This window comes from Streptococcus oralis subsp. oralis (genome assembly GCF_002096435.1).
GTDB lineage: Bacteria > Bacillota > Bacilli > Lactobacillales > Streptococcaceae > Streptococcus > Streptococcus oralis_AA.
The window spans coordinates 1-16064 of the sequence record NZ_NCUI01000022.1; the positions used below are offsets into that span (position 1 = coordinate 1).

Below are 16064 nucleotides of genomic sequence, written 5' to 3' on the forward strand. Positions count from 1 at the left end.
GTTTCTTTTCCTGGTTCGTTCATATTCAGAAGAACAAAATGAATTTGATCTCCATACTTTTCATACATCTGCTGAACAATGGGTAGTTGTTTCTAACAACGAGGACACCAACTAGCCCATTCGACAACTAATATAGGTTTATCTTACAGTCCTGAACTAGCAATCAATTTTCCATCTTGAGAGGCCGTTTTAAATTCTGGAAGTTGTTGACCTTTTAAACTCAAAGTTGAATTGTTCTCATCACTTGAAGTTGATTGCAAAATTGAAGACGCCCCTATATCTCCATCCTTAGTGGGTCTAGTGAAATAAATTAAACCCACCGCTAAAGCTATGATGACTCCATCTCTTAAAACAGAAACCACCATCTGTCTTTTTTACACAAAATCTCCTTTCTTATAATAGTAAAATATCATGAATAAGTTTCAATTAAATAATATATCAATCTATAAAAACGAGAGCTAAACCTCATTCATGTCAAATGATATTTTATCATTTACTAATTAGTATTTCAAGAAATATGTTGTCAAATTGTAAATTTTTTTTAGAATGTTAAAAACCTACTATTTCATACATTAGCGAGATTCTCGAGATAGGATTACGGGAATATTATTCTGAGTTTTTTCAGAATATTATTACTTTTTAATCAATTCAACTAATGATCCATTTTTGCTCAATTCACCATATTATATATACTAAGAATAGTATCAAAATGCATTTAAAAAATTGCAATAATAAAAAAGATTATCCAATTAGATAATCTTTTTTATGTTCTTAATACAAATCAAGATAATTATCAACTTCCCATTGTGAAACAAATGTTGCATAGCTGGCCCACTCGATACGTTTCGCTTCAAGGAAGCTAGTGTAGATGTGTTCACCTAGGGCTGCCTTGACCACTTCATCTTCTGTCAAAGCTTTCAAGGCGTTATGAAGAGTTGATGGAAGATCAGTGATTCCAGCTTCCTTACGCTCTTCTGCTGTCATGATGTAGATATTTTCTTCGATAGGAGCTGGTGCTTCGATTTTGTTTTCAATACCATGCAAACCAACTTCCAAAAGAACCGCCATAGCGATGTATGGGTTTGCCATTGGGTCCACTGAACGCAACTCAAGACGAGTTCCCATACCGCGTGAAGCCGGTACGCGCACAAGTGGCGAACGGTTACGACCAGCCCAAGCAATGTAAACAGGTGCTTCATAACCTGGAACCAAACGTTTGTATGAGTTAACTGTTGGGTTCATGATAGCAGTATAGTTGTAAGCATGCTTGATCAAACCACCAAGGAAATGGTAGGCTGTTTCAGACAACTGCATTCCTTTTGGATCATTTGGATCAAAGAAGGCATTATTTCCTTCTGCATCAAACAAGGACATATTACAGTGCATACCTGATCCAGCGATACCAAATTTTGGTTTCGCCATAAAGGTTGCGTAAAGGCCGTGTTTGCGAGCAATGGTTTTAACAACGAGTTTAAAGATTTGAATCTTGTCACAGGCACGGAGGACTTCATCATACTTGAAGTCAATTTCATGTTGTCCAACCGCAACCTCGTGGTGACTCGCTTCTACTTCAAATCCCATTTTGGTCAAGACATTCACAATTTCACGACGTGTATTGTCCGCAAGGTCAGTAGGCGCCAAATCAAAGTAGCCACCCTTGTCATTTACTTCAAGTGTTGGATCCCCATTTTCATCCAACTTAAATAGGAAGAATTCTGGTTCTGGACCAAGGTTGAAAGATTTGAATCCTACTTCTTCCATATGACGAAGTGCACTCTTCAGATTACCACGAGGGTCACCTGCAAATGGCTCGCCTTCTGTTGTATAGACATCACAGATTAAACCTGCAACACTTCCATTTTCATCTCCCCATGGGAAGACTGTCCATGTATCCAAGTCTGGGTACAAGTACATATCTGATTCATTGATACGTACAAAACCTTCAATAGAAGAGCCATCAAACATGGCTTTGTTTGACAAGACCTTATCTAACTGTTCATCTGTAGCAGGAATTTCGACGTTTTTCATGGTTCCCAGAATATCTGAAAACATGAGACGGATAAAGGTAACATTTTTTTCCTTGACTTCACGACGAATATCTGCAGCTGTGATTGGCATGGGTTTTCTCCTTAATATATGACTACTTGCGATTGCCTAACCGCGACCAAAGGGTGACCGTACTGAAGTAAAGCGCCCCTGCTGGAGGAGTTCATTGTGGAGTGCACGACGCACTTCCGTCTGACTCACAGCTTTCTTGGACTTCGCCTCGCGTTCAGCATATTTTTTCTTAATCGCAGCAATATTATGACCTTCAGAGATGTAATCTTTGATTTCAAGCAGACGATCCATGTCATTCAAAGAATACATGCGACGGTTCCCTTCGTTTCGATCAGGTTTGATCAACTCTTGATCTTCATAATAACGAATCTGACGTGCCGAGAGATCGGTCAATTTCATAACACTGCCGATAGGAAAAACAGCCATATTTCGGCGAAATTCTCTTTCCTTCATTTACAATTTCCTTCTTCCTGTCTATTATAGTCTAAAAAAAGACATACGTCAACGAATAATGTCATAAAATGTAACATTATTTTCTTTTTTTCTCCCAAAAGAGTTTCAGTTGCTCAATATCATAATTTACAAGGATTGCGACAAAAACTCCCATAAATGTTTCAAATACGCGCGCAAACACGTACAAAAATGTTTCTCCGCTTGGTATTGATAGGGTAATAATCAACATAGCCGCCACACCACCGATAACTCCTGCCTTGTTGTTCATGGCGACATTTGTCATAATGGTTAACATGGTGCAAATCGGAACAACTAGTAAGGTTACCCAAAAGGCTCCATGAAATAAAGTGTTTAAGAGGAAAAAGACAAGGGCATAAAAACCGCCAATGCTATTTCCTAAGATACGCGAAGTTCCAAAATGGACACTCTTATCAAAGCTCTCTCGTAGACTGAAGACCGCTGTTAGTGCTCCGATTTGAAGGCCCTTCCAGCCAAAAAAACCAAAAATCAAGAGAACTATAAATACTGCAATCCCTGTTTTGAAGGTTCGCATCCCAAGCTTGAACTGTGACTTATCAAATTTATATTTTTTAAAATAACTCATAATCTCAACTTTCTACTACCATTTTAACATAAATTAGTTGATTTTATGAGCCAAAATCAATAGGAAGCGTTTTTAATTCAAGCTACAAGAAAAAGAGGAAACAGAGTTCCTCTTTTTTATTTAAATTCAGAGCTTACTTGCTTTCGTCTTCTTTACGTTTCAACTGACCAAGTCCTAAAACCCCTACTAAAGCTGCTAGACCAAGATATGGCATGTAGCTTGAATCATTTGTACCTGTTTGAGGTAGAGTAGGGTTTCCTTTTGGATTTGGAGTAGGAGTCGTTGGCTCCTCTGGTTTCTTAGGTTCTGGCGTTGTCGTACGAACTGTATTTGAGGCGTAAGCAACTTTGTTCACAGTATTTACATAGGTATTTTCAAAGGTTCCAACAGCAATTCGTTTCATTTGAATATAAGTCTCAGCTTGGAATGGAGAATCCAACTGAATCTCTTGAAGGAATTCCTCCTTGAATCGAATGGTAATCATTCCCTTATCTTGATCATGTTCAACCTGTGTTTCAGCTGTTAAGTCTGTCCCTGCCTTGATAACACGACCGTCTTTCAATCGGATATCAACCTTGGCAAGAACTTTATAGTTTCCAGTGTATTGATCACCTTTTTGGTCATAATCATCTACAAAACTATAGTCATTCAAGTCCTCAGAATGATTTTGTGGAATCAAACCACCGATTAAACGATAATTGAAGTACTGGTTCAACGGAATGGTTTGACCATCAATATTGTCACTGCTTGGATCCATACTGATTGTCACATCTTTTTTAGGTGTGATTTTCGGTACATTGTTGACAACTACTTCTGTAGCATAACCATTTCCAAAATCAATTTGGTAAGCTTTGTTTTCATACTTACCACCCGTTTGACCAAATTCAGGTTTAACTGTCATCGGATCTGTGATGAGCAATGATTTTCCTGCTGCTACATAGTTCTTGTAGAATTCGGCTGGATTATCAGCTGAGAAGAGTTGGAAAGCACCTTTAACAGTGATGTTTGCTTTCTTCAACAGATCTTGAACCTTCTTAGGCGCAGCTTCTAAACTATCAAATTGTTGAACACTGATACCTGATACAAGGTTGCCCTCTAGATCACGGATCTTAACCAATTCTGGTTGAAGGGTTAAGGCTTCTTCTGGATAATCATCCACATAGTAGAAACCATTTTGAATCGCTTCTTTAGAAGATTTATCTCCCTTGTATTGGTCCAAATCCCATGTAAGTTCATAGTAGTTCGTTGAACCAGCTAGAACCTCTTTACCATCAATATTTACACCTTTCTTGTTCTTGTTAACTTTCAAAGGCTTGATGTAGTTGTTATTTGGATTGTCAGGATCATTTGGTTTACCTGGAGTCGTTACACGAACAATGTTTGACTTAACACCGTAGGCGTCGTTGACTGTCAATGTAAAGTTATTTGTATAAGTTGCCCCATCATTCAAGACACGACCAACAACAGTTGGATATAGAGTCTCAAAGGATTTTGTCAAATCTGCATTGAAAGCAGCCAAGGTCTCCTCAGTAGCCTTAAAGGTCACAGTGTGACTAGCTTTGTCATAGCTTGTTTCAAAACCTTTGCTTGCAGCCTTGGTTGCTTCCAAATCAAACTGATAGCCAGTTGGAAGTGGATCTACCAATACAAACGAAGTTGTTTTTGGACGACCAGCTGTCAACGCTTCTGTTTTCAACTCAAACTTCACTACAGACTGCTTAGCAACGAGAGTACGATTGATATCTACTCCATCCTCATTTTTAATTTCTTTATTAATCTGAGGTTGCGCAAATAGACGATTGTAATGGAAGTGAACTGTTGGCACCGCTGGTGGTGTTGGCAACTGCTTAGGAGTTGGTGCTACCGGTGGTGTTGGCAACGGATCATAATTTGGCTCTTCCGGTTTTGATGGCTCTGGTTGATCTGGAGTTTTTACCGGTGGAGTTGGCTCATTTTCATAGCTTGGCGCTACTGGAGCTGGTTCCAATGGTTTCTCTGTCTCATATGTTGGCTCTTCTGGTTTTGATGGCTCCGGTTGATCTGGAGTTTTTACCGGTGGTGTTGGCTCATTTTCGTAGCTTGGTGCTACTGGAGCTGGTTCCAATGGTTTCTCTGTCTCATATGTTGGCTCTTCTGGTTTTGATGGCTCTGGTTGATCTGGAGTTTTTACCGGTGGTGTTGGCTCATTTTCGTAGCTTGGTGCTACTGGAGCTGGTTCCAATGGTTTCTCTGTCTCATAAGTAGGAGCTTGTGGTGCAGTTGGTTCTACTGGCGGAGTTGGTTTTTCTAATGTGATGGTTGGCAAATTAGTTGCTCGAACATTTCCGTTAATCGCAAACCAAATATTTGGCTTTTTGGGAGATAATTTCTCTGCTCTACGTGGATCATTCGCTGCAGGCTGTCCCAACACTTCTGAAGACGAAATTGTTCCGATAGTCATACTATTTGAAGGACCTGAGATTTCCACTGCTCCCGCACCATACCAAGAGTTTGGTGCATCTGCATTATCCCAACCAGAATCTGGTTGACTATTCTTATACATGGTGAAGCGGGAACCACCAACTCCTTTTTTGAAGTTTTCAGATTCTGTCGCATAAATTTGGCCGTTCTTTTCACCAACTGAAGAACCCGAAATTTTGATGAAATTCCCAGTATAATCTTTAGCCATCTCGATTGAGTTTGCTTCGCGGTTAAGAGACGCTACAGACATCAAGGCCTTGTCAAAATTAATAATTTGACCATCTTCATCATAGAATTGAAACTCAGTCTTAACGAAGAGAGAGGTAGCATCTTCTGTATTACCAGTATAAGCCGAAGCGAAAACCCCCATCGTTGGGTCTTTAAAAATTCCCAACCAAGCCTTATCATTGCGGAACTTGGAACTAGGATCAAGAGTATAAGTATAGACGATTTTAGAAACTTTTTTCCCTTGATAGTAAGTCCCCTGAAGATTCGTATAAGTTGCTGTTGCAGACTGACCTCGTTTCAGCAGGACTGAAGACCATTCAGTTGGTCCCTTACCACTTGTTACATTTGAATTGTACTCAGAATACTTACCGACTGTACCAAAGCTTTCCTGTTTGTTTGTCTGGTAGTTAGCATTTTGAATGTCTGTTACTTTAAAGTTATCCAACTGGAAGAGTTTATTGGCAAATTCTGCAGTATTCTTCACAGCTGCTTCCATGCCAGTATAGCTAACAAATTCACCAGTTGTAGTCAATGAAAGTTCAGCATTAGGCTCCGATTTGAAAATCAAACTTTGAGCACTTGGGCGACTCAAGTTTCCATCTTCATTCTTCTTTGATTCTGCTAAAGCCATAGCTGCCTTAATTTTGGCCTGCTCAGCTTCATAAGCTTGCAACTTAGCCGGATACTCAGCCAACTCTTTCTTATATTTGGCAAGATCAGCTTCGTATTTAGCTAATTTTGCTTCATAGTCAGTTTTAGCCGCGGCATTGCGTTGTTTGATTGCTTCATTCTCAGCTTCAATCGCAGCATTTTTTACCTTATTATCTTCAACAGCCTTTTCATAGGCTGCTTTTGCATCGGCATTTGCTTTTTGAACGCGAGCTAGTTCTGTCTGATAAGCTGCTAGCTTAGTTTGGTAGTCTGCTTCGTTGGTAGCATTTGCTTGCTTAACTGCCGCCAAATCTGCTTCATATTTCTTCACCGCTGCATCATAAGTCGATTTTGCAGTGGCGTTACGCTGCTTAATAGCTTCATTTTCAGCTTGGATAGCATTGTTTTTAGCTGTATTTTCTTCAACAGCCTTTTCATAGGCTGCTTTTGCATCAGAATTAGCCTTTTGAACACGTGCCAATTCTGTCTGATAAGCTGCTAATTTAGCTTGATAATCAGCATCATTATCCTCTTTAGCTTTCTTAATAGCTGCAAGGTCTGCTTCATACTGCTTCATCGCTGCTTCATAATTCGCTTTTGCAGTTTCATTACGCTGTTTAATAGCTTCATTTTCAGCTTTAAGCGCTTCGTTTTTAGCTGTGTTTTCTTTTACTGCTTTATCATAAGCCTCTTTAGCTTCAGCATTAGCTTTTTGTACTCGAGCTAATTCTGTCTGGTAAGCTGAAAGTTTATTTTGATAATCCTGTTGACTATCTTCATTTGCTTTTTTGACAGTTGCTAAATCTTTTTGATATTGTGCTAGCTTAGCCTCATATTCTGCTTTAGCTGTTGCATTAGCAGTGTTGATTTTTTCAACTTCTTCTTGATGACTTTTTAGATCTTTTTGGTACTTGTCATCCGCTGCTTTGTTTTCAGCATTGATTTTATCTGTTTCAGCCTGATGAGCTGCGACTTCTTTTTTATATGCTTCAGTTGTTGTCTTTACTTCTTCAGCCTGTTTAGCATAGTCGCTTTTAATCTCATCTTGTTTTTGAGCATTCTCTGTAGCAGTTGTGGCTGTTCCTTTGTCTTTTGTTTCATCTTGAACTACCTTAACTCCTGCAGATTTTGCATCAGCAACTGCTTTATCCAAATCAGCTGATGATACTTCTACTGGCAAAGCTGAGTCTTTAGAACCAGCCTTAGCTTGGCTTGCTTTGGCAACTTGGCTCATTTCACCCTGAGCTTCAGGTAGATTTGTGGCTGGGTTCCCTGTAGTAGCTACCTCAACTGTACTTGTACTAGTTGTCTCTGTAACTTCATCAGCAAATACTGCTTTGTCTGCAAAAGCAATCAAAGCAGTTCCTAAAACAGCACCACACAACGTTTTCGCAACTTTGCTTTTACGAAATCCATAGACTTCTTTTTTATTTTTCATTATAATCCTTTTCCTTATCTAAATTTAGTCGTTACTTTTTATACTAGCACTTTACAAGGCAGGATGCAAATATTTACTCTTTTTTTATTTATAGAAAAATTCCACCTATTTATAAATTAAATTAAAAAGAAGATGGTCACACCATCTTCCTTTAGTTAAACTATTTATTTTTCAGTCAAAGCTGCAAGTCCTGGCAATACTTTACCTTCAAGGAGTTCCATTGATGCTCCACCACCAGTAGAGATCCATGAGAACTTGTCTGCACGGCCAAGGTTGATGGCTGCAGCAGCTGAGTCACCACCACCGATGATTGATTTAACACCAGGTTGTTTCACGATAGCGTCCATGACACCGATTGTACCAGCTTGGAAGTCAGGGTTTTCAAATACACCCATAGGTCCGTTCCATACAACTGTTTTGGCACCAGTCAAAGCTTCGTCAAATTTAGCGATAGATTTTGGACCGATATCCAAACCAAGGAAACCTGGGTCTACTGCTTCACCTTCAGTGTCTTTCACTTCAGTGTAGTCAGCAAATGCGTTTGCTTCTTTTGAGTCAACTGGCAAGATCAATTTGCCGTTTGCTTTTTCAAGAAGAGCTTTCGCAACATCCAATTTGTCTTCTTCTACAAGTGAGTTACCGATTTCGATACCTTGAGCTTTGTAGAATGTGTAAGTCATCCCACCACCGATAAGCACTTTATCAGCTTTTTCAAGCAAGTTTTCGATAACACCAATCTTGTCTGAAACTTTTGAACCACCAAGAATCGCTACGAATGGACGTTCTGGAGCTTCAACTGCTTCTTGGATGTAAGCAATCTCGTTTTCAAGAAGGAATCCAGCAACTGCTTTTTCAACGTTTGCTGAGATACCAACGTTAGATGCGTGTGCACGGTGAGCTGTACCAAATGCATCGTTTACGAAGATACCGTCTCCAAGTGATGCCCAGTATTTACCAAGCTCAGGGTCATTTTTAGATTCTTTCTTGCCGTCAACATCTTCGAAACGAGTGTTTTCAACCAAGAGAACTTGTCCATCTTCAAGAGCGTTAACAGCGGCTTCCAATTCAGCACCACGTGTAACACCTGGGATAAATTTAACTTCTTGTCCCAATTTAGTAGCCAAGTCAGCAGCTACAGGAGCAAGTGATTTACCTTCTTTGTCTGCTTCTTCTTTTACACGTCCAAGGTGAGAGAAGAGGATTGCACGTCCACCTTGTTCAAGGATGTACTTGATAGTTGGAAGAGCTGCAGTGATACGGTTGTCATTGGTAATCACGCCATCTTTAACAGGTACGTTGAAGTCAACACGAACGAGAACTTTTTTCCCTTTCAAGTCAACGTCTTTAACAGTCAATTTTGCCATTAGATATGACTCCTTCTTTTTTTATACGTGTTAATTATATCACAAAATCAGCAAAAGAGATAGAAAAACCCTAAACTTTTCTTGTTCATTCTTCTATCTACTAACCTAAAAATCTAGGATTACCGTACGGGAAATGGCAATTTTCACATAATTCGGTTGGAATAATTTAGGTAAATTTCTTGATTGATCTACCTAATTACTTCTATACCATTCTTTTTCTAACATTTTAATCCTTAATATTCTAAACTCTACAGTCCTTCTTTTTGAATTGCTAGGTTTCTTATTATACAATATAACTAAAATAGTTTCTTCAGTTTGTGCTATTTGAGATTAAAAGAAGGGGAATTGCTATCATGAAATTAGAAAGACTAATCTATATTCTACTGTCTCTTTTAAATAAGAAGAGGGTAACAGCTAAAGAGATTGCAGAGAGGTTTGAAATATCTACTCGAACTGTATATAGGGACATGGATACACTCAGTTTAGCGGGGATCCCAATCTATTCGGAACGCGGAGATAAGGGAGGTTTCTATATACCAAGCGACTATAAGATAGACAGGAACTTTTTCACTGAGGAAGAGAGACAGTTTATCATTAATATGAGCCAAAATGTTAGTAAAATCGTTGGTCATTCAAGTCTTGACAGTATCGAACACAAGCTTTCTTCTCAAGATATTGCAAGAGCAAACAGTCCTTTTTACTTTGATCTCAGTTCCTGGACTCTTAATACAAATTATTTACTAGACATTGAGGAAGCGATACAAACTGAACAGATGATTTCTTTTTCTTACTATTCGAAAAAGCAAGAGAAAAGTCAGCGAACGGTTATTCCATACAGATTGATCTATAAACTGAATGCTTGGTATGTTATCGGTTACTGCTTAGAAAAATTAGATTTTCGTATTTTTAAATTAACTCGAATTCGTGAACTAGAACTAGTGGAGATAAAAGATAAACCATTCGATTATCCACGTTTATCTCAAGAAAAGTTAGAGCTTTTTTTAAATCCCCCCAAAAATAAAGTGGAGGGGCAAAGAGAAGAAATCGAACTAGTTTTTACAAGATTTGCACTCCCAAAAATCTACGATCACTTCACGGAAGAAGAAATCAGAGTCGAGGACGAAATAATAAAAGTTCAAGCATTCAGAGCTTTAACTCCTGCATTTTTTGATTTACTCTTAAGCTTTGGTTATCAAGTAAAGGTCGTATCTCCAAGTCACTTACAAAATCTACTGGTCAGTACTCTCAAAAAAAATCTTCAGCAATATGACAACCTGTAGTCATATTTCCTTTTGTATACTCTTAAGTGGGCAAAATATTTCGTGATATTCATCATAGCCCAATTATTTTACAGGAGGTTCCAAATGGATACAAAAACACTTGCAGAAAGCTATTTTACGGCAGTAAATGAGGGAGGCTGGGAAGATTTCGTAGCTGAAAACTTTGACTATGGCATGTGCGATAGTATAAAAATTCGACAAGGACGTGATATTTATTTGCAAGGTGCAGGCCAATTCTATGCTTTGAGCCAGCATCTTGAAGTGAAGCAATTACTTGTTGATGGTCGAGCAGTCTCAGCTTTAAATCGCTACCGTCTACATTCTCCTCAAGGAAAAGAACTTGAACTGGATGTCGCAGAATTTCTGAAATTCGATGAATTTGATAAATTAGTTGCATCCAATATTTATTTCGACACCTATCGTTTCCAAAAATTTATCCAAGGAATTGAATAACAAAAATCTAGCTTCAAATTTACTCTTCAATTTCAAAACTAAAAACAAGGCCTGACTAATCTACAGTCAAACCTTGTTTTTTATTTTTATGAGAAAATCCAAGATTCGTAAATCTGATTAGTCTTCTCTCTTCTTTCCAGCAAGCAAGCCGTAGCCACTCATTAGTCCGAGGAGTCCCAGCGCTACTAGACTAGCATCTCTTGTCGCTCCCGTATTTGGAAGCTCTTTACTTACTTCTTCAATTTTTGCTGGCGTTGCTGAGAGCGCTTGATCCCTTGTTTGTGAGACTTGCTCTTCTTTCGTTCCTACTTCGACAATTTCTGGAAGAGCTTCCTTGAGAACCTCAGTAGAATGAAGGGTGCGTTTGCCCTGAGCATCAACTTCTACAAAGCGACGAACTTGGCCTTCAACGCCTGCTTGAACTAGCTGGCGTTTGCCTTTGAGAAGGGCTGCATTTGGTCGTTCTTGACGTTCGAAGGAAACTGTTCCCTCTTCAACTTCCAGTTTCGGAGTTTCTAGAACTAAATCTTTCACACCTTCAGCTGGTTGGTTGCTTGATAGAACTTTTGTTCCAACTTCGGTGATTTCTGGGATTGCTTCCTTGACTACCTCAGTCGAACGAAGAGTGCGTCTACCTTGGGTATCTACTGCTACAAAGTGGCGAACTTGACCTTCAACTCCAGCTTGCACAACACGGCGTTGTCCTTTGAGAAATTCGGAGTTTGGTCGCTCCTGACGTTCATAGGCTGTTGTTTCAGTTTCAATAACTAGTTCAGGGAGGGCCTCAACCGTCGGGGCCACTTCATTTGGATCCATGCTACCAACATGATGGCTTTCTTCTGCAGGAGCTAGTTTCTTATTCAGCTTTTCTTTCATTTCTGAAAAAGCTTGTGGAGTTGGCATCTCTGAAGCTAATAAAGTTTCTGCTTGTTCAATCAACTCAGCTTTAGGATCTTTTTCACGGACAGATTCGAGCAAACCTTCCAATTCTTCTCTAGCTGTCTGATAACGTTGATTTCCATCCAAGGCTGTCCCTGCTTGTTTCAACTCATTCAAAGCCCGATTGACTTCTTCTTGGCTAGCATTATGGTTTTCTGCTACAGCTTTCGCTGCATTGAGCTTCTCTACTAGTGCTGCTTGTTTGTCCTCGCTTGAGAAGGTGTAGGCAAGGGTTGACTGACGGCCTTGGGCAGCAGTAATTTCTTGTTTGAGGTACTCGTCGTTGACAGCTGCTTTTGGAGAAACCAAGACATTGAACTCAGCAGTATGTCCCTTGTAATGCAAGGTCAAGGTCTGGCGTCCAGTCTTCTGAGCATCATAGCCCGTGATTTCAACACCTTGGTCCGTAAAGGCATGGCTTTCTTCTGTCTCATCATCATAGAGAACACCGAAGCGACCTTCAGAGAGATCCAGTTGCTCTCCTACTAGATAGTCTGTTTTTGGTTTCTTAGTAATGTACAAACCTGCTACTTCCTTTGGTTTTCCTTCATCTTGACCAGTCACTTGTACTTTTAAGTCACCAGTAACCGAAAGTCCAAGGTAGCTGACTGTGAGCTTTTGTTCCCCTTTTTGATGAGCGTCGTATCCAGAAACAGTCACACCTGAGTGAGTAAGGTTAATCAGCTCATCGGCTTGTCCCCCTTCGTACTGAACACGGAGGGTTCCGCCTCTGAGGTCAAGTTTTTCTCCCTCTTTGTAAACTATCTTCTTAGGTCCTTTTTCAAGGCTAACTGCAGCAATTTTTCTCTCATCCTGCGGAATTGCTACTGCCAAGGTGTTACTGATTTCTTTGCCAGGTAGTTGGGTACGATAGTAGAGGAGAGTTGGTTGCTTGTCAAAGCCCAATGGTGCTGTTGCCAAGTCGCCTCCAGTTTCAGACTTCAAGGTTGCAATTGGTGTTTGTGAATCTGCCTTGTCGTAAACGGTGATAGTTGCACCCGCTGGAACATCAGAGAAGCCTAGTTGAACTTGATGGTTTCCAAGTGAACGGGCCGCTACCTTAGCCATTGGAATATTTTGACTTTCTGTATCTAGTGTTTCGTACATCTTCCAGTTGTATATACGAATGGCCTTCCAAGGTGTCCCATTATCTGAAGTGATAACTTTTAGGCGCCAGTCTTGGGCAGTAATTGGTTTGTCAAGAGTGATATCTGTCACGTGTGCTTTGTTGCCACGGACTTCCTTAGCTAGTTTCCACTCACCGTCTGTATCCTTGTAGTAAAGGTCAAAATCTTTGGTGTTCATCAAACCGTCGTTAACAGACTCACCACCAGCTCCCGCATGATCCATGACCCATCTAACAACGGTACGTGGCTTGGTCAAGCGAATATCCACACTACCGCTCAGCTGAGCTGAAGACCACTTATCTGACAGACTTGTAATCGTACCGTTCAACATGCCTTCGATGCCTTCCCCGCCTTCAGTATTTGGGAAAGTGCTACCGATAACCTTTGCACCTGGAACAATATTTTCAGCCAAAGGTCTTGGGAGAGTTGTATCCTGAACTGTCATCCCCCAGTTGAATGACGCAGTTGCAGCCTCAGAACGGAGGCCATTTTTACCAACTGCAACGACTTTCAGTTCCTGAGTCCTACCAGTCGCATTAGCAGAACGGCTAATTTTTGGCAAGTAGATGGTTGAAGCAGATGAACCTGTCAACAAACGCCAGTTATCACCGTCTTTTTCGTAGACTTCATAGAAATCCGCATCTTGGTTACCAGCAAATTGGACCACTGCTTCAGCTTCTTGGGCATTTTTAAGAGATTGTTTCACCACAGAAAGGCCTGTAGGCGCTTGTGGTGCTTGGTGATTATCTGAAATGGTTAATTGACCTAGGTTAAACTGATAATCTTTTACAGCTCCTTCATGCTCGAAGAAGAGTTTGACTGCATAGATGGTTTTACCTGCTAGTGAGCTGAGGTCAAATTCTTCATTCTTCCAGTCATCAGAGAGAGTCAGTTCTTTCCATGCAACTGCATCCTCAAATTTGTAGTCTGGAGTCGTAGAGAAGGCCATATAAACTTTAGAGCCTTTTCCTCCCTTGTGGGCAACACGAAGTTTGGTTTTCTCAGTTACTTCTAGTTTGGTAGAATACAAATTCACATCCTGGTTCGTCTTACCAGCTACATCACCTGAGAATTTAAGGGAGTTCCCTCCATTATAGGCATCTGTAAAGTCGTATTCTGCACGAAGTTTTTCCCCCGTTGAAGTCTGCCACCAGCGCCATGTTGGCAAGACACCCGAAACCGAACGGTAGTTCCACTCAGAATCCTTAGAAACTTTACCGTCTACAAACCATTTTCTACCATGACCTGTATTAAAGGAGGTCGTGAAGGTTCGGCCAACTGCTGGTGTGCGGTCCGCAACTAAATTGGCAATCCCATACCACTCTTTATCTGCTGGTTTTTGAGCCGTTGGATCTCCTTGGTAGCCTGTGAAGAAGATGTCTTCATTCTTGTGGTAGTCTTCGCCTGTTTTTCCTAGACTGGTAATCGTATCTGGTGCAAAGAGTCCAAGTGACAAACGCAACTTGCCTTTTTCATCTAAGAGGGCATCCCATTTGACTTTGGTCTTATAAGAACCACCTTGTTGCAATTCCAAGCCTGCAAAGACATCATACTGGCTACGTTCTAGCCATTTGGCCATCTCTACGGAGTGGTCATTCTTTTCCTTGTTCCAGTTGAAATTGGCAAAGAATTGGTCCGCAGGAACTTTGTCTCCTTCTTTTTGCATGAACTGGTAGTTGTAATCACCTAGACCATCTTCGTGGTAACGACCGTATTTGTAGGTCATGGCATCGTACCAAGCATACTTGATTGGGTGGTTGACTTTGGCTGCATATTCTTTTGTATAGAGCATGAATTGGCGCATTTTTTCACCAAGAGGTGCTACCAATTCCCCCGTTGTTTCCTGATTAATGAAATAGCCATCAAAGCCATAGTACTTAGCAAGATCAACGAGTTTGCGTGCAATTGGGAAGGTGCCATCTGCATCTTGTTTCAAGGCAGCTGCAAATTTCTCTTGGTCGGCAATGCTATTTGACCAGTTGAAAAAGAGGGTTCCATAAACGGGAACTCCGTTGCGGTGGCCTGCATCAATGACATCTGGAGTTGGAACTAGACCTTCCCAGAAGACCATTGAATCCAAGTATTGCCAGTAATCAAAAGCGTAGGCCTTGAATTCTTCTCCACCAACAGAAGCGTGGTCTTTGGCCTTTGAGTTGGTATTTGCCAGCGCCTGAACCTTGGCTCTTCTGCTTGCTTTTTCATTAACCAACTGGCCTCTGTGGCGCTTGGCGAGTTCAACTGAGGAACGGTTAATAGGATCATCCTCACGCGCACCCGGTTCCCATTTTAACAAATCCTCCCAAGTATCAAATTTGATTTCTTTTGGTCGGAGACTCTTTTCTTCATTTTTAGGAACGTCTGCTAGAGTCGGTTTGTCGGCTTTCTTCTCAGCCACTTGAGGAGTTTCCTCTGGTTTGACTTCTTCTTTTTCAGTTGGTTGAGCAGGTTTTTCAGTTTTATCTGTCGGAGCGGGTTTTGCCTCTTCTTTTTCATTAACCAGATCCGTTATTGCTGGAGTGCTTTCTGAAATTGGTTGATCAGCTACTTTGTTCTCTGTTTCCTCTAATTGTTTTTCAAGGGCTACAGTATCTGGATTAGCTGTTTCACTAGCGCTTGTAGCTTGGGCGCTCGTATTTGCAGCTGTTTCAGGGACTGCGACTTGTTCGGCAAGAGCTGGACTCACAAATAGAGCTGAACCAATCATCAAGGAACAGGCTCCGATTGACAGCTTACGAATACTGTAACGGCAACGTTTTTCAAAAAATAGATCTTTCATCTTATCCTCCTAATAAAATATAAAGTAAGCGCTTTACTTTTTGATAAAAAGTAACTGTTCTCAGTGCACACCACCAGAACAGGATCATCTTCATTTTATCCTATATGAAAGCGATGTCAATCTATTTAACATAAAAACTATAACTAGGATAATAATCAGTAAAATTTGGACACAATCCTATAAATCATCTATCTTAAAGGAAATCTATCTCTCATTTTAAAAGAAAGTTCTTG

9 protein-coding genes are annotated in these 16064 nt (G+C 40.4%); 2 read left to right on the forward strand and 7 right to left on the reverse strand.

The window, feature by feature from the left end; genetic code table 11:
• Nucleotides 1-143: 143 nt before the first annotated feature.
• The 6 genes from B7723_RS10595 to B7723_RS01330 form a co-directional block, all read right to left on the reverse strand.
• Nucleotides 144-365, reverse strand: a complete 222-nt coding sequence (locus B7723_RS10595; RefSeq protein WP_225901777.1) for a hypothetical protein — start codon at nt 363-365, stop codon at nt 144-146.
• Between the two features lie 406 nt (nt 366-771).
• On the reverse strand, nt 772-2118 hold the full coding sequence (glnA, locus tag B7723_RS01310; protein ID WP_007522284.1) for a type I glutamate--ammonia ligase: 1347 nt from the start codon (nt 2116-2118) through the stop codon (nt 772-774).
• A gap of 36 nt (nt 2119-2154) precedes the next feature.
• Nucleotides 2155-2511 carry a transcriptional repressor GlnR gene (glnR, locus tag B7723_RS01315; protein WP_065371382.1) on the reverse strand — a complete coding sequence of 119 codons (357 nt, stop codon included), beginning with the start codon at nt 2509-2511 and terminating at the stop codon, nt 2155-2157.
• A gap of 76 nt (nt 2512-2587) precedes the next feature.
• On the reverse strand, nt 2588-3115 hold the full coding sequence (locus tag B7723_RS01320; RefSeq protein ID WP_000119887.1) for an FUSC family protein: 528 nt from the start codon (nt 3113-3115) through the stop codon (nt 2588-2590).
• Nucleotides 3116-3248: 133 nt separating this feature from the next.
• Nucleotides 3249-7892: an antigen I/II family LPXTG-anchored adhesin gene (locus B7723_RS01325; protein ID WP_084848921.1), complete on the reverse strand. Its 4644-nt coding sequence runs from the start codon at nt 7890-7892 to the stop codon at nt 3249-3251.
• 164 nt (nt 7893-8056) lie between these two features.
• The gene (locus tag B7723_RS01330) at nt 8057-9256 is read right to left on the reverse strand and encodes a phosphoglycerate kinase (protein ID WP_001096776.1); all 1200 of its coding nucleotides are present in this window, start codon (nt 9254-9256) and stop codon (nt 8057-8059) included.
• A gap of 353 nt (nt 9257-9609) precedes the next feature.
• Between B7723_RS01330 and B7723_RS01335 the strand changes: the two genes are divergently transcribed.
• Both B7723_RS01335 and B7723_RS01340 read left to right on the forward strand, forming a co-directional pair.
• Nucleotides 9610-10536, forward strand: coding sequence for a helix-turn-helix transcriptional regulator (locus B7723_RS01335; RefSeq protein WP_084848922.1), 927 nt, complete (start codon nt 9610-9612; stop codon nt 10534-10536).
• Between the two features lie 84 nt (nt 10537-10620).
• The gene (locus B7723_RS01340; protein ID WP_084848923.1) at nt 10621-10989 is read left to right on the forward strand and encodes a hypothetical protein; all 369 of its coding nucleotides are present in this window, start codon (nt 10621-10623) and stop codon (nt 10987-10989) included.
• A 117-nt stretch (nt 10990-11106) separates the two neighbouring features.
• On the opposite strand, the gene B7723_RS01345 is transcribed toward B7723_RS01340, so the two are convergent.
• Nucleotides 11107-15831, reverse strand: coding sequence for an endo-beta-N-acetylglucosaminidase (locus B7723_RS01345; protein ID WP_084848924.1), 4725 nt, complete (start codon nt 15829-15831; stop codon nt 11107-11109).
• Nucleotides 15832-16064 lie beyond the last annotated feature (233 nt).

Excerpts from the sequence above, each read along its gene's own strand:
- B7723_RS10595 (WP_225901777.1), bottom strand. The coding sequence starts at position 365 with ATGGTGGTTTCTGTTTTAAGAGATGGAGTCATCATAGCTTTAGCGGTG.
- glnA (WP_007522284.1), bottom strand. The coding sequence starts at position 2,118 with ATGCCAATCACAGCTGCAGATATTCGTCGTGAAGTCAAGGAAAAAAAT.
- glnR (WP_065371382.1), bottom strand. The coding sequence starts at position 2,511 with ATGAAGGAAAGAGAATTTCGCCGAAATATGGCTGTTTTTCCTATCGGC.
- B7723_RS01320 (WP_000119887.1), bottom strand. The coding sequence starts at position 3,115 with ATGAGTTATTTTAAAAAATATAAATTTGATAAGTCACAGTTCAAGCTT.
- B7723_RS01325 (WP_084848921.1), bottom strand. The coding sequence starts at position 7,892 with ATGAAAAATAAAAAAGAAGTCTATGGATTTCGTAAAAGCAAAGTTGCG.
- B7723_RS01330 (WP_001096776.1), bottom strand. The coding sequence starts at position 9,256 with ATGGCAAAATTGACTGTTAAAGACGTTGACTTGAAAGGGAAAAAAGTT.
- B7723_RS01335 (WP_084848922.1), top strand. The coding sequence starts at position 9,610 with ATGAAATTAGAAAGACTAATCTATATTCTACTGTCTCTTTTAAATAAG.
- B7723_RS01340 (WP_084848923.1), top strand. The coding sequence starts at position 10,621 with ATGGATACAAAAACACTTGCAGAAAGCTATTTTACGGCAGTAAATGAG.
- B7723_RS01345 (WP_084848924.1), bottom strand. The coding sequence starts at position 15,831 with ATGAAAGATCTATTTTTTGAAAAACGTTGCCGTTACAGTATTCGTAAG.